Source organism: Mycobacterium sp. P7213, from assembly GCF_900604305.1.
Lineage (GTDB): Bacteria > Actinomycetota > Actinomycetes > Mycobacteriales > Mycobacteriaceae > Mycobacterium.
This window is the reverse complement of the sequence record NZ_UWOA01000050.1, coordinates 1-22,696: the sequence shown is the minus strand read 5'-3', so window position 1 is coordinate 22,696 and position 22,696 is coordinate 1. Positions and strand designations below refer to the sequence as shown.

The following is a 22,696-nucleotide window of genomic DNA, read 5'->3' as shown; positions in this document are numbered from 1 at the left end:
CGGTCTGTGTGTGTCAGCGGATGCATAGGCCTTCATCTCGAACGGGGTGTGTGCCGGCTGTGTCCGGAATCACCGAGGTGATTCTCGACGCTACCGGGAGAACAAGGCAGCGCAACCTTTTTCGCCTCTCCTGGCCACGAATCCCGACCAGGACGCTCGCGGCTCCGAATAACCACCATGCACAGTCAATCGCACCGGACGCGGTCGATCGCCGTGGTCGGCAGTGGCATCGCCGGCCTGACGGCGGCGTACATCCTGTCCCGCCACAACCGGGTCACCCTGTATGAGGCTGCCGAGCGGTTGGGCGGCCACGCCCACACCCACCTGGTCGAGGCCGATGACGGCAGTGCCGTCGCCGTCGACTCAGCCTTCTTGGTCTACAACGATCGGACCTACCCGACGCTGTGTCGGCTGTTCGCCGAACTCGGTGTGGAGGGCATCGAGACCGACATGTCCATGTCGGTGCGTAACGACGCCACCGGCTTGGAGTACGCCGGTGCGCGAGGAGCGAGCGGTCTGTTCGCGTCGCCCAGGACACTGCATCCCCGCAACCTGGTGATGCTGGCCGAGATCCGGCGCTTCCACGGTGCGGCCAAAGCGGTGCTGCAGGGGTCGGACCCCGATGACCTGGAGACCGTCGGTGACTTCTTGCTACGGCACGGCTTCTCCGCCTACTTCAGGACCAACTTCATGACTCCGTTGGTGGCAGCGGTCTGGTCATGCCGAGCCGACGACGCGCTGGATTACCCCGCCCGCTACCTCTTCACGTTTCTGGAACACCACGGCATGCTGTCGGTGTTCGGTTCCCCCACGTGGCGCACCGTAGCGGGCGGCTCGATCAACTACGTGCGCCGTATCGCCACGACCCTTGACGAGGTACTGACCGACACCGCTGTGACGGCGCTGCGCCGCGTGCCCGACGGAGTGCTGCTGCGGGCCCGAGGTTCGCGACCGCGACACTTCGACGCGGCGGTGGTGGCTGTTCACCCCGATCAGGCACTGCGCCTGCTCGATCAACCCACTGCGCAAGAACGAGCAGTGTTGGGGGCCATGCCCTATTCGACGAACCACGCCCAGTTGCACACCGACGAGTCGGTCCTGCCCCGCCACCTCAGGGCCCGCGCGTCATGGAACTATCGAGTCACCCCGGACCGCGCGGGCGTGCTGGTGACCTACGACGTCAGCCGGCTGATGCACATTGATTCCCGTCGGCGCTACTTGGTCACCCTGGGCGGGTCAGACCTGGTCGACCGGCGCTCGGTTCTGGCTGAGATGACATACCAACACCCACTTTTCACTCCGCAGTCGGTAGCAGCTCAGCGTCGGCTGCCCGAACTCGGCGATGACCGCATCGTGTTCGCCGGCGCGTATCACGGCTGGGGCTTCCATGAAGACGGCGCGGTCTCAGGCGTGCGGGCCGCGTGGCGGCTCGGCGCCGACTGGGCTCCGGCCGCAGTCCGCGATCAGGCGTGCGCATGCTGACCCCCGCGATCTATCGCACCACGATCACGCATCGCAGACGGATGCCGGTCGCCCATTCATTCGTCTACCGCAGTTACAGCTGGTACGTCGACATCGATGAGCTGCCCCGCCTGCCCTGGTGGTTACGGCCATTCGCCGGGTTCGAGGCGAGCGACCACCTGGTGGGCGGCACCGGCGATACGCTGCGCGAGCGCGTGGAGCGGTTCCTCCTCGAACGCGGCGCCACCGCGCCCACGGGCCGCACCTACGCCTTGCTGCAGGCGCGAGTTCTGGGCCACGTATTCAATCCGATCAGCCTGTTCTGGTGCCACGATCACGAAGATCAGCTGCAGCACGTGATCGCCGAAGTGCACAACACCTACGGTGAACGTCACGCCTACCTGCTACCGCCGGCCGAGACGGCGGTGCAGGTGGCCAAGCAGTTCTATGTCTCGCCGTTCAATCCCGTTGAAGGCCACTATCTGGTCGGGGCCCCCCGGCCTGACCGTGACGTGGACATCAGCATCTCGTTGTTCCGTGCCGACGAGCTGGTGTTCGCCGCGACGATGCGCGGCGCGGGATTCCCGGCCACCGAAGGCCGGGTCGCCAGAATGCAGCTCATCGCGCCGCTGGCACCGCTTCTGGTCTCGGCGCGTATTCGTCTGCAAGGCATCACGTTGTGGTTGCGACGAGTTCCGGTGGTGAAAAGGTGAGTACCGCATCAGACCTGAGTCCGCACGTGCGCATCGATCCGAACAGGTGGCCGCAGCTGGTGCAGGTCCCCTCGGGGCCGCTGGCATCCGCATCCGCTGCGGTGGTGCACGCGTTGCTGCGTCGTACCGCGGCGCGGCTACCGGTCCGACTGATCTATCCGGGGGGCGAGAGCTACGGTGCGCGTGATCCCGAAGCCCCGGAGCTGGTGATCAGCGAGCCGGATCGCCTGGCGAGGCGCGTCGGACGGTCCGGGCTGATCGGCTTCGGCGAGGCGTACATGGCCGGTGAGTGGGACTCGCCGGACTTGGTGGCGCTGCTCAGCGTGCTGGCCGGCTCGATGGGAGAGCTGGTCCCCGCGTTCTTGCAGCGGTTACGGCCTCTGGTGCTGGCCCGGCAGCCGCGGTCGCCCGACACCGTCGCCCGTGCCCGCCACAACGTGTCGGCACATTACGACCTGTCCAATGAGCTGTTCGCGCTGTTCCTCGATGAGACAATGACGTATTCCAGCGCGCTGTTCGACCAGCTCCCTGGATCATCGGCAGACCTCGTGGCGGCCCAGCGCCGTAAGATCGACCGCCTTTTGGACGCCGCCGCCGTCGGACCGGGAAGCCGGGTCCTGGAAATCGGTACGGGGTGGGGCGAGCTCTGCCTCCGTGCGGCGGCCCGCGGCGCGACCGTGCGTTCCCTGACGTTGTCGCGCCAGCAGCAGCTGCTCGCCCAGCAGCGCGTGGCCGACGCAGGCTTGAGCGACCGGGTCGAGATCGAACTGCGTGACTACCGCGAAGTCGAGGGCAGCTATGACGCGGTGGTTTCGGTGGAGATGATCGAGGCTGTCGGCTATCGGGGTTGGCCGCAATACTTCCGGGCACTGGAACGGCTTACCGCCGCTGGCGGCCGGGTGGCGATTCAGGCGATCACCATGCCGCATGACCGGATGATGGCCAGTCGCCACACCCTGACCTGGATTCAGAAGTACATCTTCCCCGGCGGTCTGCTGCCCTCCATCCAGGCGATCATGGACATCACCGGGTACCACACCGGCCTGCGCACAGTCGATATGTGCTCATTGGGCCCGCACTATGCCGACACGCTGCAGCTGTGGCGGGAACGCTTCCAGGACAACAGTGCCGCTGTCGCGGCCCTGGGCTTCGACGAGGTGTTCTCGCGGATGTGGAACTTCTACCTGGCTTACTCCGAAGCCGGCTTCCGTTCGGGATATCTGGATGTCTACCAGTGGACGTTCGCCCCGTCGGACTTACGGCAGCGGTGAGGAGATGAGGATGCCGGCCATCGCCGAGTCCCTGGAGGAATGGGTCCCAACCGTTCCACCTGGGACAGCGGGGCGGCTAGGCTGTCCTCCGATGAATCAGATCGCGGATGCCTCTGAGCTGGATGCGGTACTGCACCGGGTGGCGGGCGGAAGTCTTGCCGACTTCGCGACGCTCTATGACCGTACGGCCTCGCGGGTGTACGGCATGGTGCTGCGCGTCTTGCGTGACACCGGCTACAGCGAAGAGACCACCCAAGAGGTCTACTTGGAGGTCTGGCGCAACGCCGACAAATACGACCCGGCCAAGGGATCGGCGCTCGCCTGGCTGCTGGCCATGGCGCACCGCCGCGCGGTGGACCGTGTCCGCGCCGAACAGGCTGCCGGGCTGCGGGAATCGCGCTACGGTGCGGCCAGCACAGAACCGGCCGGCGACGTCGTCATCGACGCAGTGATCGTCGGCGACGAACAGCACCGGGTCGTCGAGTGTCTGGGCGGACTGTCCGAGAAGCAACGGCAGTGCGTCGAGCTGACTTACTACACCGGGTTGACCTATCGCGAGGTTTCGGAACGGCTTTCGGTGGCCACATCGACGATCAAGACGCGGATGCAAGACGCATTGCGCCGCCTGCGTGAATGTTTGGGCATGCCATGACCGAGCCGGACAGCTTCGACCTGCTTGCATTGGCGACGCCGTATGCGCTCGACGCCGTCTCCGACACCGAACGGCGCGAGATCGAGCGAGGGGCCACCGAAGCCCCGACGCCTATCGCGCAGGCCTTCGGCGCCGAGGTGTCGGCGGTGCAGGAGGTGATGGCAGCCATCGCGGAGACCACTGCGGCGCAACCTTCGCCGGCCTTGCGTGAATCGGTTCTGGGCCGAGCCGCGAAGCTGTCCGCCTCCCGTTCTCGATGGCGTACCGCGGCTATTGCCGCGGCGGCCGCGCTGGTGGTGGGGCTGGCGGCGTTCGGGGTCGGAAGCCAGCTCAGACCCACTGCCCCACAGTCGGTCTCGGACCGGGTGCTCGCGGCGCCTGACGTGGCGAGTGTGTCGACCCCGCTGGCCACCGGTACTGCCACGGTGCTCTTCTCCCGGGAACGCAGTGCCGGAGTCCTGGTGATGAACAACGTGCCCCCGCCAGAACCCGGCACGGTGTACCAGATGTGGCTGCTCAGCCCCCGCGGTGCGACGCTGGCCGGCACGATGGACGCCGCCGCTGTGTCACCGTCGACCACTGCGGAGATTCCTGCCCTCGGGGATTCGACGGCACTCGGGTTCACGGTGGAGCCCGATCCGGGGTCGCGCGAGCCCACGGGGCAGATGATCGTTGAGATACCACTGCGCTGAGACGAGGTTGGGCCGATGGATCTGGGGTCGGTAATCGATTCAGTGCTGGACCGTGCCGTGGTTCCCGGCTACAGCCGCCTCGGGTACCGGATTCGAGCGCACGCGTGGTCCGGTGATCCGGCGCCGCATGCCCTGCGCGGCAAGACCGCGATGGTGACCGGGGCCAACAGCGGCATCGGGAAGGCGATCGCCGGGGGACTGGCGGCGCTGGGTGCCACGGTGGTGATGGTCAGCCGAAACCTCGAGCGCATCGAAGGCGCCCGAGCCGAGCTGGCCGTCGAGCACCCGGATGCCGACCTGCGCGCGGAGGTGTGTGATGTGGCCGACCTGTCGGCGGTGCGGCGGTTCGTCACTGACCTCGGCGCTCGTCTGCCCAGCCTCGACGTGGTGATCCATAACGCCGGTCTGCTGCCGGCGGCGCGGGCCGAGACCGCCGACGGACACGAGATCACCCTGGCCACCCATGTTCTGGGTCCGGTGCTGATGACCGAACTGCTGGTTCCCGCATTGGCCGCGTCCGCCGACCCGCGGGTCATCCTGATGTCCTCGGGTGGCATGTATACCCAGGCGCTGGCTGTCGACGACCCCGAATACCGGGTCGGTCCCTACCGCGGCGCAACCGCCTACGCCCGCACCAAGCGGATGCAGGTGGCGCTGACCCCGGTGCTGGCCGAACGCTGGAAGGCGGCCGGGATCTCGGTGTATTGCATGCACCCGGGTTGGTCCGACACGCCGGGAGTGATCACGTCGCTGCCGACTTTCCGCAAACTCACCAAACCGCTGCTGCGCACGGCAGAGCAGGGGGCTGACACCGCCATCTGGCTGGCCGCAACACAGCCCGCTCCGCCGACCGGCCGATTCTGGCACGACCGGAGACAGCGCCCCGAGCACTATCTGCCGTTCACCCACGACAGCAGTGCTGACCGCGCACGCCTCTGGGCCTACCTCGAGCAGGCCATCGGGCTGCGCGACAGCTGAGCTGCCCGGGCGCCGGCCCCGGCTAGCCGTACTGCTTGCGCAGTTGCGGCTTGACCACCTTGCCGCTGGCATTGCGGGGTAGGGCGTCCACCAGCACCAGCTCCTTCGGGTGCTTGTAGCGGGCCAGGCGCTCGTTGAGGAAGGGCTCGAGGTCCTCCAACGTCAGCGGCGTCTCGCCGGCCGCTACCGCGACGATGGCCACCGGGACCTCGCCCCACTTGTCATGGGCACGCCCGATCACGGCGGCCTCCTGGATAAGTGGGTGCTCGAACAGTACGTTCTCCACCTCGGCGCAGTAGATGTTCTCACCGCCGGAGATGATCATGTCCTTCTTGCGGTCGACGACGTAGACGAAACCCTCGTCGTCGACGCGGACCAGATCACCGGAGTGGAACCAGTCGCCGGCGAACGCCTCGGCGGTCGCGTCGGGCTTGTTCCAGTAGCCCTGCATCATGGTCGGCCCGCGGTAGACGATCTCGCCGATCTCGCCGGGCGCCACGTCGTTCATGTTCTCGTCGACGACCCGTGCCGAGATGGTCGGGATCACCTTGCCCACCGAGCCGAGTTTGCGGATCGCGTCGGTGCCCTGCAGCACGCAGGTGATCGGTGACATCTCGGTCTGGCCGAACACCGCGACGTTGAGTGCGTCCGGGAACGTCTCCGCCATGGCCCGCAGTACGGTGTCGGACGCCGGCGCCGCCCCCCAGCTGATCACTTCGAGCGCCAGGTCTCGTTGCGGCACAGTCGGATCCGCGCAGATGACCTGCCACTGCGCCGGCACCAGGAACACCGAGGTGGCCCGCTCGCGCTCCCAGGCGTCGAGGGTGTCGGTCGCGTTGAACGCACCGAGCGGGTGGATCACCGTCTTGGTGCCCAGCATCAGGTTGGGCGCGATGCTGCCCAGGCCGGCGATGTGGAACATCGGTGCGGCGCAGAAGTACACGCTGTCCGGACTGATCTGCAGCGCCTGGATACAGGTCAGCGACTGGGCGAGCAGGTTCGAGTGGGACAGGATGGCGCCCTTGGGACTTCCGGTGGTTCCCGAGGTGTACATGATCAGCGCCGGGGTGTCTTCGGGGACATCGGCGCCGGGGTGCGGGTCGCCGGGCTCGGCGATCAGCGATTCGTAGTCGTCGCCGAGCACCACGGCCACATCGAGGCCGGGGGTGTTCTTGCGGACGGCCTCGATCAGCGGTGCAAGCAGTTGATCGGTGATGACAGCCTTGGCGCCACTGTCGGAGACGATGTAGCTGATCTCAGGGTCGGTGAGGCGGAAGTTGACCGGTACGGCGATGGCCCCCAAGGCGTTGATCGCCAAGGTCGCCTCGATGTATTCGGTGTGGTTGAGCATCACGATCAGCACGCGGTCGCCGAAGGAGATGCCGCGCCGGAACAGTGCCCCGGCCAGGCGCTCGGAGCGATCGTGCAGCTGTTGCCAGGTGGTGTCGTTGCCACGACAGCGGAAGGCGACGGCGTCGGGACGCATCGCGGCGTGGTTCGCCACCTGATTCATCCAATGGTTGCGGCGAGACCGCAGCGGCTGAGCGATCATTCGCCGAACACCGCCTTCCGCTTCTGCAGCATCGCGGCGGCGCCTTCGAAGAAGTCGGGGGAGCCCAGCAACTCCACCTGGCCGGCTTTCTCGCGGGCCAGTGCGGCATCCAGTGCGGCGAGGTTGGTGGCGTTGAGCGCGCGCTTGGTCAATTCGATGGCGCGACGCGGTCCGTGGGCCAGTTTCTCGGCGGCCTCGTTGACCCGGGCGTCCAACTCCGCCTCGCCGAGCACCGCGTTGATCAGGCCGGCATCGCGGGCGGCGGTGGCCGACAGGCGCCCACCGAGCAGGGCCATCTCGTTGGCCACGGCCCGCCCGGCGCCAGCCGCAACCAGGGCGGTGGTGCCGCCGTCGGGCATCAGGCCGATGTTGGTGAACGACAGCAGGAAGTAGGCGCTCTCGGCGGCGTAGATCAGATCCGCGGCCAGCGCCAGACCCACGCCGACACCGGCGGCCGGCCCGTTGATCCGCGCGATCACCGGCACCGGGGTCTCGGCGACCGAGGTAACCAGCCGGGAGGCGCAGTCCATCACCTCCTCGGGGCTGACGCCGCCGGCCGTGGCCGACAGGTCGGCGCCGGTGCAGAAGGCCTTGCCTTCGCCGGTGATGACGATGGCCCGCACGCCTGGGTCGTCGGCCGCGCCGGCGATGACGTCACCGAGGCCCGCCATGGTGTCGTAGTCGATCGCGTTGAGCCGAGCGGGATTGGTAATCGTCACCCGCAGCACCCGACCGTCGCGGGTCGCGGTGAGCTTGGCGGAGCTGGCGTTCTCGGACACGGTCAGACCCGCCTTTCGATGAACCGGGATTGCAGCACGTCACTTCCTCCGTGGATGAAAACGTAAATTGTGGTTAACGTATGGGCGTCGGGTCCAACAGTCAACACGGGGGTGAAAATGGTTGCGTCCATGGCCGCGGGATCAGCGACTGCGGTGCAGCGCCGCCCCAAGGACCGCAAGGCGCAGATCGTCCGCGCCGCGGCCCGTGCGTTCAGTGATCGCGGCTACCACGCGGTCGGCGTCGACGAGATCGCCGCCGAGGTCGGTCTCTCCGGCCCCGCGCTGTATCGGCACTTCGCCAACAAGTACGCGCTACTGGTCGCGACCGCCCAGTACACGGCGGGGGTGCTGGTGACCGCCGCACGATCCGCCGACGATCCGAGCCGGCCCGCGCCGGAGCGGTTGCGCGCGATCACCGCCGCGCTGATCGAGACCACGATCGGGACGCGGCGCGAGGGCGCGTTCTATCGGTGGGAACGGCGCTACCTGCAGTTGCCGGACCGCAAGGACATCCGAGCCGGCTACGACGCGCTCAACGCCACGATCGCCGAACCGCTGGCGGCGCTGCGCCCGGAACTTCCCGAGGCCGACACCGCGATCCTGGCCGCTGCGGCCCTGAGCGTCATCGGCAGCATCTCCGCGCACCGAACGCGGCTGCCGGCCGCCGCACTTGCGGACCTGCTCGCAGAGCTGTGCTGGTCGGTGCTCACCGTCGAGCTGCCGCCCGCGCCTTCGGGTCCGCCGCCGCCACGCCCGGAGCGGGGTCTGCCCAGCACGTCCAAACGTGAACGGCTGCTCGCCGAGGCCATCCGCATGTTCGGCCAGCGGGGCTTCTACGAAGTCAGCATCGAGGAGATCGCTACCGCCGCCGGACTCAACGGCTCCAGCGCCTATCGCTACTACCCGAGCAAGGCGGCCCTGCTGGCCGTCGCCTTTCATCGGGCCAGCGCCCGGGTGCTGATGGCCATCACCGATTCCCTCGCCGAATCGACCAGCCCGCGGCAGGCGGCCCTGCGCATCGCCGAGCGTTATACCGCGCTGGCGTTCGCCGCGCCCGAGCTGATCAATATCTATTTCGCCGAGTTCGCCAACCTGCCCGAACCCGACCGGGTTGAACTGCGCGGTCTGCAGCGGCAGAACGTCGACGAATGGGCCCACCTGGTGAGTCAGGTCGGCGCAGGCGACACCGAAGCGGTGTTCCGGGTCCACGCGGCCCTTGCTCTCGTCGTCGATATAGGACGCCTGGTTAACTTTGACGATCGAGACGAACAGCGCTCCCGGATCCATGCCCTGATGGCGGCCGTACTTTTCGGCACCGGCGGCCGGTGACTGCGGGCCGCCTCGCTGGCTACGATCGACCGATGAGTGCCGCACCGTCAGGACAGCGAAGTGCCGTCACGGCTGCGCGAGGGCTGGCCGGGCTGCTGTTGGGCGCAGGGGCAGGACATTTCGTCTTCCCGCAGCCGTTCGACGCAATCGTTCCGCCGGAGTTGCCGGGCAGCGCCCGCATGTACACGTATGTGTCGGGGGTCGCCGAGCTGGTCATCGGTGCCCTGCTGTTGTTCCCGCGCACCCGTCGCAGGGCCGGGCTGGCCGCGGCCGCCCTGTTCGTTGCGGTGTTCCCGGCGAATATTTACTCGGTCCGGTTGTTCTGGGCCAAACCCTGGATGAGGGCGGGGACGATCGCGCGCCTGCCGTTGCAGATTCCGATGATCGTCGCGGCGTTGCGGGTGTGGCGCGCCGGTTAGTCGGACCTGCGCCGGTGGATTCAGGAGGCATGGGTGGCCTACATCAAGGCGACCGAGCGCGAGGGGCAGATCGTTGCGGCCGCGATGCGGGTCCTCAGTGACGTCGGCGTTGCGGGTACGACGTTGCGCGGGGTTGCCGCTGAAGCCGGGATTCCGCTGGGCACGTTGCACTATGTGTTTCCGTCCAAGGACCAGCTGCTGCGTGCGGTGATCGCCGCGGTCATGGACGACGTCGTGGACGCGGTGCGCGCCGATCTGCAGCTCGACCGGGGAGTGGCCCACGCGCTTCGGCAGGGCGTGACGAACTTCTGGAGCACGTTGGTCGAAAGCGACACCGGCCTGCAGATCATGCAATACGAGCTGGCCTTGTACTCGGTGCGAAGCGAAGGCGCGGGCGGTTTGGCGCAGCTGCAATATGAGCGCTACACCGCGCTCGTCACCGAGTTCTGCGCCCAGGCCGCGCAGGCGGCGGGGGAGCGCTGTGCCGTTGATTTCGACAGTCTCGGGCGGCTCGCGCTCGCTCTGGTGGACGGCCTGATCGTGCAGTACGTGACAAGCCCCGACTCCGAGCGGGCACGACGCGATCTCGACCGCGCCGTCGACATGGTCGTGCATTTCGCCGATCCGCAGCCCGTCGGCACACGCCCGCGTCACGCCGGCTGATTCCTTCGACTGCTGCCCGGCGACCGGCATGAATCCTTGACTCGGTCGGTTGACCGACTTAGATTGTGGGGCGTGAAGTCAGACGACGCGGCGGTGGCCACCACGGTGGCCGTAGTGGGTGCGGGGATGTCCGGCTTGACGGCCGCCCGCGATCTGCACCGGGCCGGAATTGATGTCCTCGTTCTCGAGGCCGCAGGCCGACTCGGCGGACGGGCCATGACCGAGACGAGCGCCTTGGGGTCGCGAGTGGACCTCGGCGGTCAGTGGATCGGCCATGATCACCACCGAATCAAGGCGCTGGCTTCCGAATTGGGCGCCACGGAGTTTGCGATGCACACCGCGCCGTTGCCCATCGTGGTCGACGGATCGCGCCGGCYCCGCGWCGCGGRGCCGTCGATCCTGACGGCCCTTCTCGTTCTGGTCGGCGTCGAGGCCTGGTCCCGTATCGCCAAGACGCAACGGTGGAATGCCACGACGGTCGAGGCCTGGCTGCGCCGAGTGCCGGGGCGCGCTCGCCGGCTGCTCGAAGTGCTGGCCTACATCTCGTGGACCGCCGACCTGGATCGTTTCTCCGTTCACGCGATGGTGCAGGCCATCCGTCAGCAGGGCGGGCTACGAACCATGCTGGCGACGGCCGGGGGAGCTCAGGAGTCCTTGGTCGCCGAAGGGATCGGCTCGCTGATCGATGGCCTTGCCGCCGAACTCGGTCCGCGAGTGCGTCCGGGGCATCGAGTCACGTCCATCGCCCGCAGTGGCGGTGGCGTCACCATCCACACCACCGCAGGAGAAATCCGTGCCGCGAAAGTCATTGTCACGGTTCCGCTGCCGCTTACCGGACGTATCACCTACGACCCGCCGCTCCCGACCACCCGTACCGCGCTGGCGTCCGATACCTATATGGGCTCGGTGTACAAGGGCGTGGCAGTCTATCCGCGCCCGTTCTGGAGAGAGCGAGCCGGCGGTGAGTTCCTGTTTCTGGACAAACCCGGCCGGGCGGTGTTCGACACCGGCGCACCGGGCGGTCCAGGCCACCTGTGCGTGCTCGTGGGGGGACCCGAGGCGCGCGCGCTCGATCGGCTTGATGCTGTCGAGCGGCGCAACGCGGTGCTCGGTGCGTTGGCCCGCTACCTCGGTCCCGACGTTCTCGAACCGGCTAGCTGGCACGAAAAGGCCTGGCATCTGGATGAATACGTCGGTGGCGGTTACCTCGCGCTGCCGCTGCCCGGGACCAGTGCCGGAATCCCGCCGATCGACTGCACCCCGACCGACGATATTCATTGGGCGGGTACCGAGACGGCGCGCGACCACGCGGGCTACCTCGAGGGCGCCATCGAATCGGGCACCCGGGTGGCGCGTGAGGTGATCGAGGCGCTGTCGGTCTTCCAGTGACGCTCTGCCAGATCAGTTCTGGCGCTGGCCGTAGCGACGGCGGAACTTCTCGACCTGTCCCGCGGTGTCGACGATCCGGCTGTTGCCGGTCCAAAACGGGTGCGACGCCGCGCTGATCTCCACGATCACCAGCGGGTAGCTGCGAGTGCCCGTCGGGGTGGGCCACTCGATGGTGCGGTCGCTGGTCACGGTGGAGCGGGTCAGGATCGTCTCCCCGGTGGTGGCGTCCTGGAAGACGACGGGGTGGTAGTCGGGGTGGATGCCGGGTTTCATCGCTGATCTCCGTCTCGGGTGCGGTACAGGGAAATGTCTGCGGTGGCCGTTGGGGTTTCGTCGCACGGTTCCTGGTGGTGATCGCCAAACGGGTCGGGGTAGCCGGCCCACTGGTTCGGGCGGCGTAACTCGTCGTCGGTGAGCAGTGCGCCTGACAGGGCCTCGCGGATCTGCTCGGGGCGGGCGCCGCAGACCAGGATCACCAGCGAGGTGTGCCGATCGCCGTAGCGGTGGTCCCAGATCAGATCGGCGAACGCATGGCGTTCGGCGGACACTCGGGCGGCCTCCTCGGCCGTCATCGCGGCCAGCCACTTGCCCACCGCCGAGGTGTGCAATCCGCCGCCCGCCGACTCCAGCCAGATCGCCCGCTGCCCCCGGTTGGCCAACCACAGCCGCCCACGCGCCCGGATCACGCCGTCGAGCAGGGCATCGAGGGCCGCGTGCAGGCGCTGCGGGTGAAACGGTCGGCGGGCGTGGAATTCGATCAGCTCAACCGAGCCCTCGGCCCGTAGCGGCGGTTGACCGGCCAGCAGCGGGGCGTGCGGATCATCGCCGCGACCGCGGCGAGCGCCGTCGTCGAGGTGGGTCAGTGCCTGTTCAAGGCGATCGGTGCCGGCCGTGATGCGCGCCAGCGGAGCCAACCGGCGCAGCACGGCCGACGCAGTCGGGTCCGGGGCGTAAACCACCAGAGCGTCGGCGGATTCGGCCTGGCCGACCACCACTTGGGCGATGGTGCGCCCGTCGTCGAGTTCGTCGTCGCCGAGTGCTTGCGACAGCCACGCCGTGGCATCGAGACAGGTGACGACCGCGGCGATCGTCACATCGCGGCCGGCCGGGCCGTCGATGTATCCCGGTCCGACGCGGACCCGCACGTTGCGGATCGCCCAGCAGATGGGCTGCGGCTCCAACCAGTCGGGCAACTGGACGACGATGCGCTCAACGCCGGCCCGCCGGTGCAGTCGGCGCAACAGGACCAGCAGGTCGTTGCGCAGCGTGCAGGACACGCAGCCGTGCGCCAACTCCAGGGCTAGCGTCGTGGCATCGGCTGTCGTACTGGTGGTTTCCCGAACCACCACGTGACCATCCAGGCTGTAGGCCACGGTCACCGTGCCCGCCTTGACCTGCAAGGCGTTGGTCGCTGCGTCGGTGCCGTACTGCCCGGCCACCAGGATCACCGGAGTCCGCATCACCCTCCTATTGAAAATCATTGTCATTAAAGCCGTTCCCACGGTAGCCTCCAGCGCGTCGCTTGTCGACAATGATTTTCAATAAGGGTCGAAGGAGGGTTCCGTTGTCTGCACGCTGCCAAGTCACTGGCCGGGTGCCCGGATTCGGGAATGCGGTGTCGCACTCGCATCGCCGCACCCGGCGCCGCTGGTCGCCGAATGTCCAGGTCAGGACTTACTATCTGCCGTCGCAGGACCGCCGGATCACGCTGCGGGTCAGCGCGAAGGGCATCAAGGTCATCGACCGGGACGGCATCGAGGCCGTGGTGGCCCGGCTGCGAAGCGCGGGGCAGCGGATCTGATGGCGCGCACCGACATTCGTCCCATCGTCAAGCTGAGCTCCACCGCGGGCACCGGCTACACCTACGTCACCCGCAAGAACCGGCGCAACGACCCCGACCGCCTGGTGTTGCGCAAGTACGACCCCGTCGTCCGTCGCCATGTCGACTTCCGGGAGGAGCGCTGAGTCATGGCCAAGAAATCCAAGATCGTGAAGAACGAGCAGCGCCGAGCGCTGGTGGCCCGCTACGCCGAGCGGCGCACCGAGCTCAAGGAAGTCCTTCGTTCGACGTCGAGCGGCCCGGAACAGCGATTGGCCGCCCAGCGCGCACTGGCTCGCCAACCGCGCGATGCCAGCCCGGTGCGGCTGCGCAACCGCGACAGCGCCGACGGGCGTCCCCGCGGCTACCTGCGCAAGTTCGGACTCTCGCGGGTGCGGGTGCGCCAGCTTGCGCATGAGGGCCAGCTGCCCGGCGTCCGGAAGGCGAGCTGGTAGATGGCGATCAAACCCAAAGAGTCGCGGCGTGTTCCGCGGAGCACGGCCAGGTCCGCCAAGCCGAACCTGCTGGCCAAGCTGGGCGTGACGGCGGTCGACTACAAAGACACCGCCACGCTGCGCATCTTCATCTCCCCGCGCGGCAAGATCCGTTCACGTAGCGTCACCGGACTCACCGTTGGTCAACAACGCCAGGTCGCCTGCGCCATCAAGAACGCCCGGGAAATGGCGTTGCTGCCGTATCCGGGTGTCACCGCCGAGTGATCGATTGACGGTGCCGCTGATCAGCCGATGTGGAACACGACCTCCAGGGCCAAGAACCCGAAGACGAGCAGCCCGAGGATTCCGGCGAGCACCGGAAGGATAAGCACTGGGTCTTTCATGGGTCGAGACGTTATCCAGTTGTTGGTTGGAAAAAATCGCAAAGTGGTGCCGATCACTCGATCTCGGGACTTTGGTCCGTGATGGCCATCACGGACCAAAGTCCCTGCGGGGCTGACCTTCCGGAGAGTTTCACGACCCTTTCGGCGGGTCGGGGGCCAGGCTGCCGTCCGGGGCGATGTGGGCGAAGATCTGCTGCAGCAGGGTCACGATGTGCGGGTCGTCCACGGTGTAGATGTGGTGGCGCCCGTCACGCCGTGCGTTGATCAGCCCGGCCAGTCGCAGCTTGGTCAGGTGCTGGCTCATGGTGGCGACATTGACGCCGGCTCGCCGCGCCAGGGTTGTCACGTCGTAGGCGTCCTGGGCGGCCAGCCACATCACATGTAGGCGTGCCGGGCTGCTGAGTAGCGCGAACGTGCTCGCGGCGGACGCGAGTTGGGGTGTGGTCGGTTCGTCGGGCCGGCTGGGTGAACTGATTTCTTCGGGCAGCCGTTCTTCATCTTTAGCCATGGCGGCATTCATTTTGTCCCAACTCCCATGGCGGGATTCGCCGAACGACACATTCCTATAGTTGCGCAATCGCCAAAGTGTCGCCAGAATTGGGCAGTTCACGCGGCACATTTGCCGCCCGGCGGGTGTCACCCAGATTCGCCGTCAGATCACAGGATTGGTTGCTGCCGAATTGATTCCGACATCACTGCTGCGCCCGGCCGCCCTGGGAATCCGTGCGGCGTCGGCCGTCGTCGGCGCGGCGGCCCGCAGCGCATCGGCCACCACCGAGGCGGTTGGGGCCATCACCACGGCCGGGCTGCAGGTCGCCGCGCTGCCAGTTCGGGAAGCCAGTCGGATGCTGTCCGGCGAATCCACCCGGGCGACCCTGACCCGCAGGTGCTGGCGCGGGGAAAACCGCGCCTGGATCGAGGTCCGAGGCCTGAGCGAATCCCCCGAACTCGGGCAGCGGGTGCTCGACACGCTTGTCGCCGAACCCGGTGTGGTGTCGGCGCGGCTGAACCGCCCGTTGTCTCGGGTCGTGGTGGAACTTGCAGCAGAGGGCGAGCAGGTTTCACTCAATGACCTGTGCCGCCTGATCTCTGAGGTCGAACGCGGCTACCGACGGTCTCAAGGCGCAACAGCTCCGAGCGGTGCCGCACCGGCTACCGTCCTGCCCGGCGACGGGTTGTTGCTGATGGCCCGGGGCGTGATGGTCGGCGTGAATGCCGCCGGACTGGCCATCGCGGTCGCTGGGCGTGCGCTGCGGTTGCCGCAGGCACCGATCACCGTCGACGCCGTCGCGGCGCTGGCGAACTACCAGCCGTGGCTGCGCCAGCAGCTCGCCGACCGAATCGGCCGGGGCCCGGCTGACACGGTGCTGTCGCTGATCTCCACCGGAGCGCGGATCGTCACCCTGTCGCCGGCCACGCTGGCAGTGGACTTGGCGTTGCAGGGTGTCAAGGCCGCCGAATCTCAGGCCGCGGCGCAGGCCTGGATCCGCCACGAGCCGCACCTGGCCCGGCACGCCGACCAGGCGCAGGTCCACGTCCCGTCGCGGCCGGTGCCCCTACCGGAGGGGGCGGTCGACCGGCACGGCCGGCGAGCGGGCTACGTCCAGTTGTTCGGTGCCGGCCTGGTGGGAGTGCTCACCCGAAACGTCACCACAGCCGCCACCGCAGCCGTGGTCGCCGGCCCGAAAGCCATGCGCACCACCACGGAATCGTTCGCGGCCACCCTGAGCCGGTCGTTGGTCGAGCAGCACGCGGCGCTGCCGTTGCGCCCGGAGGGCGTGCGCCGCCTCGATCGCGTCGACGCCGTTCTCATCGATCCGCGATTGCTCTGCTCCGCCAACGCGCGGCACCCGCTGGCCTCGGCGCTGTTGGCCGAGGCGCGGGCGTCCGGCGCGGAACTGGTCACCCTCGACGTCGAGGCCCTGGGGGAACTGCGTCCCGCCTTCGACGAACTGGCACCGGTCGATATCGCCGCCGACGACGCTCAACTCGACGAGGCGCTGGCCACCGCACTGGCGGCACGTCAGCGAGACGGCCGCACCGTCGCGGTGCTGACGTCCACCGGCGCGCAGGCACTCGCCTGCGCCGACGTGGGCCTGGGGATCCTGCCCGACGACACGGAGACGGCACCGCCGTGGGAAGCGGATCTGCTGCTGGCCGACCTGGCCGGCGCCTGGCGGGTGCTGCACGCGATACCGGCGGCGCGCGCCGCCGCGCAGCGCGGCATCTCGCTGTCCACCGGCGCATCGACGATCGGTGCGCTGCTGATGGTTCCGGGGGTGCGGGCGGGCCGGGGAAGAGGAGGCCCAGGGCCGGTCACCGCCGGGGCGGCCTCCGGATTGCTCTCGGGATACCTGCTGGCTCGCCAGGTGGCGCGGACGCCGGCGCCGCGGCCCGCACCGGCCTACGAGTGGCATGCGATGTCGCTCGATGAGGTCCGCGCGATCCTGCCGGTTCCCGACGTCGCCTGCGCCGCCGCCGAACTCGACGCGGCGCCGCCGCACATGGCCTGGCAGTTCATCAAGGCGGTGCGCGCCGAACTGTCGGATCCGCTGATGCCGGTGCTGGCACTCAGCTCGGTGGCCACCGCAATGCTGGGCTCGCCGGTAGATGCGTTGATGGTCAGCACGGTGCTGATCGGCAACTGCATGCTCGCGGCCGCCCAGCAACTGCAGGCCGAGAACCGGCTGAACCGGCTGCTGGCCCAACAGACCCCGCCGGCCCGCACCGTCGAGCCGGGCACCGGCCGCTACGCCGAGATCGTCGCGGACCGCCTGATCCCCGGCGCCGTGATCGAGATCCGCAGCAACGAGGTCGTGCCCGCTGACGCGCGGCTGATCGAGGCCACCGACCTCGAGGTCGACGAATCCTCGCTCACCGGCGAATCACTGTCGGTGGACAAGCAGACCGCGGCTACACCCGGTGCCGAACTGGCCGAACGGCGCTGCATGCTTTACGCCGGCACGACAGTCGTCGCCGGCACCGCACGGGCCGTGGTGACCGCGGTCGGCGCCGACACCCAGGCCCGTCGTGCCGCCGAGCTGGCCGCCGGGGATCTGCCGGTAGTCGGCCTGCAGCATCAACTCAGTCAGTTGATGAGTCGTGCGTTCCCGGCCAGCGCCGGCGGCGGGCTGATGGTCGGCCTGCTGGGGATGCTGCGCGGCGGTGGGCTGCGCCTGGCCCTGGGCAACGCGATCGCGGTCGCTGTGGCGGCGGTCCCCGAGGGCATGCCGCTGATGGCGACGCTGGCCCAACATGCCTCGGCCCAACGCCTGACCGATTCCGGTGCGCTGGTGCGCATTCCCCGCTCGGTGGAGGCCCTGGGCCGGGTCGAGGTGGTGTGCTTCGACAAGACTGGAACGCTCAGTGAGAACCGGCTGCGGGTCACCCGGGTCTACCCGGTCGCCGGTCACGCGCACGACGACGTGCTGCGGTGCGCGGCCAACGCTGCGCCGGCACCCGAGGGTGACCCGCACGCGCATGCCACCGACCAGGCCGTCACCGAGGCGGCCGCTGCAATATCCGATGGCGGGGCCGCGCTGTGGACCACGACGGACGCCCACCTGCCGTTCCGCTCCGGCCGGGCGTTCTCGGCGTCGGTGTTGGGCACGCAGCTGATGATCAAGGGGGCTCCGGAAGTGGTGCTGGCCGCCTGCACCGACCTTGGCCCCGACAGCGACGCACCGGTCGCCGAACTGGCAGCCGGCGGGCTGCGGGTGATCGCGGTGGCGCAGCGCCGGCTCACTGCCGCCCAGGTGAAGGCCCTCGCCGGCGACCCGGACGCCCTCGCCGGGTTGTGCCAGTCCGGGCTGACACTCACCGGCTTCCTCGGCATCTCCGACACCCCGCGAGCCGAAGCGCCACAACTACTGGCCGACCTGGCGGACCGCGGCGTCGGGATTCGGCTGATCACCGGTGACCACCCTGTCACCGCCACCGCGATCGCCGCCGAACTCGGAGTGCCGGTCAGCGCAGAGCAAGTCATCACCGGAGCGGAGTGGAACGCGCTGTCGCGCAAGGACCAGGAACGTGCCGTCGGAGAGCGGGTGATCTTCGCCCGGATGTCCCCGGAGAACAAGGTGCAGGTCGTACAGACCCTCGAACGCAGCGGACGGGTCTGCGCCATGGTCGGCGACGGCGCCAACGACGCGGCCGCGATCCGGGCCGCCAGTGTGGGTCTCGGTGTCGTCGCGCGCGGCAGCGACTCGGCGCACCTCACCGCCGACATCGTGCTGACCGACGGGCGCATCGGTGCCCTGGTCGATGCCATCGACGAGGGTCAACGACTGTGGCGCGGCGTGCAGCTGGCGGTGACCGGCCTACTCGGCGGCAACGTCGGCGAGGTGATCTTCGGCGTGATCGGCACCGCACTGTCGGGGACCTCGCCGCTGAACAACCGCCAGCTGCTGCTGATGAACATGCTGACCGACGCGCTGCCGGCCACCGCGGTCGCGGTCAGCACCCCAGCCGGCTCCTCGCATCGGGTGGTGCAAGGCATCGACGAACGCAGCCTGATGCGCGCCGTTGCGGTCCGCGGGGCGATCACCGGGGCCGCGGCCAGCGCCGCATGGGGGATGGCGAGTCTTCTTCCGGTACCGGGCCGCGCGCAACGCGCCGCCACCGTCGCATTGATCACCTTGGTCAGCACCGAGCTTGCCCAGACCCTGGTCGACTCCCACGCGCCGTTGGTATGGCTTACCGCCGCCGGATCTTTCGCGGCGTTTGCGGCGATGATCAGCCTGCCCGGCATCAGCCAGCTGCTGGGTTGTGTCCCAGTGGGTCCGCTGGGCTGGTCGCAGGCCCTGGGCGCCACCGGCGCCGCCGTCCTGGCGATCGCCGCGGCTCCGCACGTGCTGCGCGCCGGGCGGCGCGAAGCATCGCAGCTCGGCACCGAGACCGCGCCAGGCCCGCTGGCCACCGTGCAGGTGCTGCGGCCCGCAGGCACCGAGGTCTCCCCGGTGGCGACCGTCGGTGGGGCTACGGTGAGAATCAGCCGTACCAACTGACCAGCGGAGGCGTGGCATGCACCCATTCCGGCAAGCCGTCGAGGCCCGTGATGCCGCGGCCATCGAGGCGCTGCTGTCCGACAATGTCGTGTTCACCAGTCCGGTGGCGTTCAAGCCCTACCCGGGCAAGCCGATCACCGCGGCCATCCTGCGCGCGGTGATGCGCGTCTTCTCCGACTTCCACTACGTGCGCGAGATCGCTGACCCGTCGGGGCGCGACCATGCGCTGATCTTCGAAGCGTCGGTGGACGGCAAAAGGATCACCGGTTGCGACTTCCTGCACATCGACGATGACGGCAAGATCGACGACTTCGTGGTGATGGTCCGGCCGCTGTCGGCGGCTACCGCGCTGGCCGAAGCCATGGCGCAGCAGTTCGAGCAGATCACCCGGGAGGCCGCCGCGCATGGACCCGACGGTTCCGCGTAACCGGAACTGATCGCGGAGCTCCCCGGTGCATGAGCAGGCACCCATAGTCGCGGCGGTCGCCGTAGGTGGCGCCATCGGTGCCAGCGCGCGTTACGCCGTCGCGCTGGCCCTGCCCACCCCCGCCGGTGGATTTCCTTGGGCCACACTGGCAACCAACGTGAGCGGGTGTGCGCTGATGGGCGTGCTGATGGTGGCGATCACCGAGCTGTGGGTCGGACATCGCCTGCTGCGTCCGCTGTTGGGCACCGGCGTGCTGGGTGGCTACACCACGTTCTCCACCTTCGCCGGCGACGTCGACACCCTGATCGCCGACGGGCAACCCGCCCGGGCGCTGGTCTACCTGCTCACCACGCCGGTGGCAGTGTTGATCGCGACCTGGACCGCCGCGAGCCTCACCCGCCGTCTGATCACCAGGAGGACAGCATGAGCGAACTCAACGGACGCGCACTGCGTTTGACGGTATTCCTCGGAGAGAGCGACACCTGGCATCGCAAGCCGGTGTTCAGCGAGATCGTGCACCGGGCCCGGCGTGCCGGTCTGGCCGGCGCGACGGTGTTTCGCGGCATCGAGGGCTACGGCGCGTCCTCGGCCATCCACACCACCCGGCTGTTGTCGATGTCAGAAGACCTGCCGGTCTCGGTCATCATCGTCGACGCACCCGAGCGGGTCCGGGCTTTCCTGCCGGAGCTGGACGAGTTGGTCACCGAGGGACTGATCCTGCTGGACGAGGTCGAGGTCGTTCGGCATGTCGGGCGATCCCCCGCCGGCCAATGACCTGGTTGCTGGTCATGGCCGGCGCCGTCGTGGGGGCGCCGCTGCGGTACCTGACCGACCGGTTTGTGCAAGCCCGCCACGATTCCACCTTCCCGTGGGGCACGCTGGCCGCGAACCTGCTCGGCAGCCTTATGTTGGGCGTGCTCGTCGGCGCGGCCGATCAACGGCTGCACCTGCTGATCGGCACCGGTCTGTGCGGTGCTTTGACCACCTACTCGACCCTCTCCTACGAAACGCTGCAGTTGGCCGGCGTCGGTGCGCGGCTGTATGCGCTGGCCAATCTGGTGCTTACCGTGACCGGCGGGCTGAGCGCCTATTACGTCGGCAATTTCGCGGCACAAGCGATTTGGGCCTGACTGTTCCGCGGGCTGGCCGACGCTGCGCAACTGCTTCCAGGATGAGGTGCCACAATCGAGCCCGACAGTGTCCGGTGGCATCCGCCCAGTCCATCCAGGAGTAGCCATGTCGTTCTCGGTAGAGCTCAGCGATGACGTGATCGAGGTGCGCGACTGGGTGCACCAGTTCGCCGCTGACGTGGTCCGGCCGGCCGCCGCCGAATGGGACGAGCGGGAAGAGACGCCGTGGCCGATCATCCAGGAGGCCGCCAAGATCGGCCTGTACTCACCGGAACTGTTCGCCACCCAGGCCGCCGAACCCAGCGGCATCGGCATGCTGACGGTGTTCGAGGAACTGTTCTGGGGTGACGCCGGCATCGCGCTGTCGATTCTGGGCACCGGACTTGCCGCCGCAGCCCTGGCGGGCAACGGAACTCCCGAACAGCTGGGCCAGTGGCTGCCCGAGATGTTCGGCACCGCCGAGGAACCCAAGCTCGGGGCGTTCTGCTCCTCGGAACCCGACGCCGGTTCCGACGTCGGTGCGATCCGCACCCGTGCCCGCTTCGATGAGGCCACCCGCGAATGGGTGCTCAACGGCACCAAGACCTGGGCCACCAACGGCGGCATCGCCAACGTGCACATCGTCGTCGCCTCGGTCTATCCCGAACTCGGCTCGCGCGGACAGACCAGCTTCGTGATCCCGCCCGGCACCCCGGGCCTGGCGCAGGGACAGAAGTTCAAGAAGCACGGCATCCGGGCGTCGCACACCGCCGAGATCGTCCTGGACAATGTCCGACTGCCCGAGGACATGATCCTCGGTGGCCGGGAGAAGTTCGAGGAACGGGTTGCCCGGGTCAAGTCCGGCGCCTCTGCCGGAGGACAGGCCGCGATGAAGACCTTTGAGCGCACCCGCCCGACCGTCGGTGCGATGGCGGTCGGCGTGGCCCGCGCCGCCTACGAGTACGCCCTCGAATACGCCTGCCAGCGTGAGCAGTTCGGTCGCAAGATCGGCGAGTTCCAGGCGGTGGCGTTCAAGTTGGCGGACATGAAGAGCCGCATCGACGCCGCCAGGCTCATGGTGTGGCGCGCGGGCTGGATGGGACGCAACAATAAAGCCTTCGACAACGCCGAGGGCTCGATGGCCAAGTTGTTCGCCAGCGAGACGGCCGTCTACGTCACCGACGAGGCGATCCAGATCCTCGGCGGCAACGGCTACACCCGCGACTACCCGGTCGAGCGCATGCACCGCGATGCCAAGATCTTCACCATCTTCGAGGGCACCAGTGAGATCCAGCGGCTGGTCATCGCCCGGGCGCTGACGGGATTGCCGCTGCGCTGATATGTAGGGATGTTTGTCAAGTCCCAGGGTGAAGCGGCGGCCACGACCGTCGTCATGGCCGCCGCTTCGTGACCAGGTGAATGTGGGTTGTCGAGCGTGTCGTATCGACGCGTATCAAGTCTGATATTCGCGGGTTGGTTACCGCAGGACGGGACTTTCGAGTCGGAGTTGGCCGCTATCTAAGGTCGAGCGTAATGCGTTGCAGGGCAGCGACATCGTTCATAGCGCAGCCGCGGACATCGTTCATAGCGCAGCCGCGG

At 68.2% G+C, this 22,696-nt stretch carries 25 protein-coding genes; 20 read left to right on the top strand and 5 right to left on the bottom strand.

Features of this window, described 5'->3' with window-relative positions; translation table 11 throughout:
* The first annotated feature begins 177 nt into the window (after positions 1 to 177).
* The 6 genes from EJK91_RS17450 (at position 178) to EJK91_RS17425 (ending at position 5,767) form a co-directional block, all read left to right on the top strand.
* Positions 178 to 1,482, top strand: coding sequence for an NAD(P)/FAD-dependent oxidoreductase (locus EJK91_RS17450; protein WP_125079548.1), 1,305 nt, complete (start codon positions 178 to 180; stop codon positions 1,480 to 1,482).
* Positions 1,476 to 2,174, top strand: coding sequence for a DUF1365 domain-containing protein (locus EJK91_RS17445; RefSeq protein ID WP_125079547.1), 699 nt, complete (start codon positions 1,476 to 1,478; stop codon positions 2,172 to 2,174). Before EJK91_RS17450 ends, EJK91_RS17445 begins: the two co-directional genes overlap by 7 nt.
* On the top strand, positions 2,171 to 3,445 hold the full coding sequence (locus tag EJK91_RS17440) for a class I SAM-dependent methyltransferase (protein ID WP_125079546.1): 1,275 nt from the start codon (positions 2,171 to 2,173) through the stop codon (positions 3,443 to 3,445). The genes EJK91_RS17445 and EJK91_RS17440 overlap by 4 nt, the downstream gene beginning before the upstream one ends.
* A 91-nt stretch (positions 3,446 to 3,536) precedes the next feature.
* A complete protein-coding gene (sigK, locus tag EJK91_RS17435) occupies positions 3,537 to 4,097 on the top strand; it encodes an ECF RNA polymerase sigma factor SigK (protein WP_046300748.1) in 561 nt (186 codons plus the stop codon).
* Entirely contained in the window at positions 4,094 to 4,789 is a 696-nt protein-coding gene (locus EJK91_RS17430) for an anti-sigma factor (protein ID WP_046300749.1), read from the top strand. The genes sigK and EJK91_RS17430 overlap by 4 nt, the downstream gene beginning before the upstream one ends.
* 15 nt (positions 4,790 to 4,804) lie before the next feature.
* Positions 4,805 to 5,767 carry an SDR family NAD(P)-dependent oxidoreductase gene (locus EJK91_RS17425; protein ID WP_046300750.1) on the top strand — a complete coding sequence of 321 codons (963 nt, stop codon included), beginning with the start codon at positions 4,805 to 4,807 and terminating at the stop codon, positions 5,765 to 5,767.
* Positions 5,768 to 5,789: 22 nt separating this feature from the next.
* Here EJK91_RS17425 and fadD5 read toward each other — a convergent pair whose 3' ends face one another.
* Together fadD5 and EJK91_RS17415 are read right to left on the bottom strand one after the other, a co-directional pair.
* The gene (fadD5, locus tag EJK91_RS17420) at positions 5,790 to 7,319 is read right to left on the bottom strand and encodes a fatty-acid--CoA ligase FadD5 (RefSeq protein WP_046300751.1); all 1,530 of its coding nucleotides are present in this window, start codon (positions 7,317 to 7,319) and stop codon (positions 5,790 to 5,792) included.
* Complete coding sequence (locus EJK91_RS17415; protein ID WP_024441803.1) at positions 7,316 to 8,098, bottom strand: enoyl-CoA hydratase-related protein; 783 nt, start codon at positions 8,096 to 8,098, stop codon at positions 7,316 to 7,318. Before EJK91_RS17415 ends, fadD5 begins: the two co-directional genes overlap by 4 nt.
* A gap of 129 nt (positions 8,099 to 8,227) precedes the next feature.
* Between EJK91_RS17415 and EJK91_RS17410 the strand changes: the two genes are divergently transcribed.
* From EJK91_RS17410 to EJK91_RS17395, 4 genes are all read left to right on the top strand, one after another.
* The gene (locus EJK91_RS17410; RefSeq protein WP_241178731.1) at positions 8,228 to 9,427 is read left to right on the top strand and encodes a TetR/AcrR family transcriptional regulator; all 1,200 of its coding nucleotides are present in this window, start codon (positions 8,228 to 8,230) and stop codon (positions 9,425 to 9,427) included.
* A 32-nt stretch (positions 9,428 to 9,459) separates the two neighbouring features.
* Positions 9,460 to 9,846: a DoxX family protein gene (locus EJK91_RS17405; protein WP_125079544.1), complete on the top strand. Its 387-nt coding sequence runs from the start codon at positions 9,460 to 9,462 to the stop codon at positions 9,844 to 9,846.
* Positions 9,847 to 9,879: 33 nt separating this feature from the next.
* Entirely contained in the window at positions 9,880 to 10,509 is a 630-nt protein-coding gene (locus EJK91_RS17400; protein ID WP_125079543.1) for a TetR/AcrR family transcriptional regulator, read from the top strand.
* A gap of 72 nt (positions 10,510 to 10,581) precedes the next feature.
* The gene (locus tag EJK91_RS17395; RefSeq protein ID WP_277424735.1) at positions 10,582 to 11,898 is read left to right on the top strand and encodes a flavin monoamine oxidase family protein; all 1,317 of its coding nucleotides are present in this window, start codon (positions 10,582 to 10,584) and stop codon (positions 11,896 to 11,898) included.
* Between the two features lie 12 nt (positions 11,899 to 11,910).
* Here the strand turns inward: EJK91_RS17395 and EJK91_RS17390 are convergent, their stop codons facing one another.
* The gene (locus tag EJK91_RS17390; protein WP_024441800.1) at positions 11,911 to 12,171 is read right to left on the bottom strand and encodes a type B 50S ribosomal protein L31; all 261 of its coding nucleotides are present in this window, start codon (positions 12,169 to 12,171) and stop codon (positions 11,911 to 11,913) included.
* Positions 12,168 to 13,358, bottom strand: a complete 1,191-nt coding sequence (gene mrf, locus EJK91_RS17385; protein ID WP_125079542.1) for a ribosome hibernation factor-recruiting GTPase MRF — start codon at positions 13,356 to 13,358, stop codon at positions 12,168 to 12,170. Before mrf ends, EJK91_RS17390 begins: the two co-directional genes overlap by 4 nt.
* A 104-nt stretch (positions 13,359 to 13,462) precedes the next feature.
* Between mrf and rpmB the strand changes: the two genes are divergently transcribed.
* From rpmB to rpsR, 4 genes are read left to right on the top strand one after another with little or no spacing between them, the layout of a single operon-like run.
* A complete protein-coding gene (gene rpmB, locus EJK91_RS17380) occupies positions 13,463 to 13,699 on the top strand; it encodes a 50S ribosomal protein L28 (RefSeq protein ID WP_125079541.1) in 237 nt (78 codons plus the stop codon).
* Complete coding sequence (rpmG, locus tag EJK91_RS17375) at positions 13,699 to 13,863, top strand: 50S ribosomal protein L33 (RefSeq protein WP_046301851.1); 165 nt, start codon at positions 13,699 to 13,701, stop codon at positions 13,861 to 13,863. The genes rpmB and rpmG overlap by 1 nt, the downstream gene beginning before the upstream one ends.
* Before the next feature lie 3 nt (positions 13,864 to 13,866).
* Entirely contained in the window at positions 13,867 to 14,172 is a 306-nt protein-coding gene (rpsN, locus tag EJK91_RS17370) for a 30S ribosomal protein S14 (protein WP_125079540.1), read from the top strand.
* Positions 14,173 to 14,436 (top strand): 30S ribosomal protein S18, encoded by a 264-nt coding sequence (rpsR, locus tag EJK91_RS17365; protein WP_024441795.1) that lies wholly within the window; start codon positions 14,173 to 14,175, stop codon positions 14,434 to 14,436.
* A 249-nt stretch (positions 14,437 to 14,685) separates the two neighbouring features.
* Here rpsR and EJK91_RS17360 read toward each other — a convergent pair whose 3' ends face one another.
* Positions 14,686 to 15,063, bottom strand: a complete 378-nt coding sequence (locus EJK91_RS17360) for an ArsR/SmtB family transcription factor (RefSeq protein ID WP_036457595.1) — start codon at positions 15,061 to 15,063, stop codon at positions 14,686 to 14,688.
* 211 nt (positions 15,064 to 15,274) lie between these two features.
* On the opposite strand from EJK91_RS17360, the gene EJK91_RS17355 reads away from it, so the two are divergent.
* From EJK91_RS17355 to EJK91_RS17330, 6 genes are all read left to right on the top strand, one after another.
* Complete coding sequence (locus EJK91_RS17355; protein WP_444850829.1) at positions 15,275 to 19,561, top strand: HAD-IC family P-type ATPase; 4,287 nt, start codon at positions 15,275 to 15,277, stop codon at positions 19,559 to 19,561.
* Positions 19,562 to 19,577: 16 nt separating this feature from the next.
* Positions 19,578 to 19,988 carry a nuclear transport factor 2 family protein gene (locus EJK91_RS17350; RefSeq protein WP_046301848.1) on the top strand — a complete coding sequence of 137 codons (411 nt, stop codon included), beginning with the start codon at positions 19,578 to 19,580 and terminating at the stop codon, positions 19,986 to 19,988.
* A 25-nt stretch (positions 19,989 to 20,013) separates the two neighbouring features.
* Positions 20,014 to 20,415: a fluoride efflux transporter CrcB gene (gene crcB, locus EJK91_RS17345; protein ID WP_046301847.1), complete on the top strand. Its 402-nt coding sequence runs from the start codon at positions 20,014 to 20,016 to the stop codon at positions 20,413 to 20,415.
* Complete coding sequence (locus EJK91_RS17340; RefSeq protein WP_046301846.1) at positions 20,412 to 20,762, top strand: DUF190 domain-containing protein; 351 nt, start codon at positions 20,412 to 20,414, stop codon at positions 20,760 to 20,762. The genes crcB and EJK91_RS17340 overlap by 4 nt, the downstream gene beginning before the upstream one ends.
* Entirely contained in the window at positions 20,759 to 21,118 is a 360-nt protein-coding gene (locus EJK91_RS17335) for a fluoride efflux transporter FluC (RefSeq protein WP_046301845.1), read from the top strand. The genes EJK91_RS17340 and EJK91_RS17335 overlap by 4 nt, the downstream gene beginning before the upstream one ends.
* Positions 21,119 to 21,224: 106 nt before the next feature.
* Positions 21,225 to 22,436: an acyl-CoA dehydrogenase family protein gene (locus EJK91_RS17330; RefSeq protein WP_125079539.1), complete on the top strand. Its 1,212-nt coding sequence runs from the start codon at positions 21,225 to 21,227 to the stop codon at positions 22,434 to 22,436.
* Positions 22,437 to 22,696: the final 260 nt, after the last annotated feature.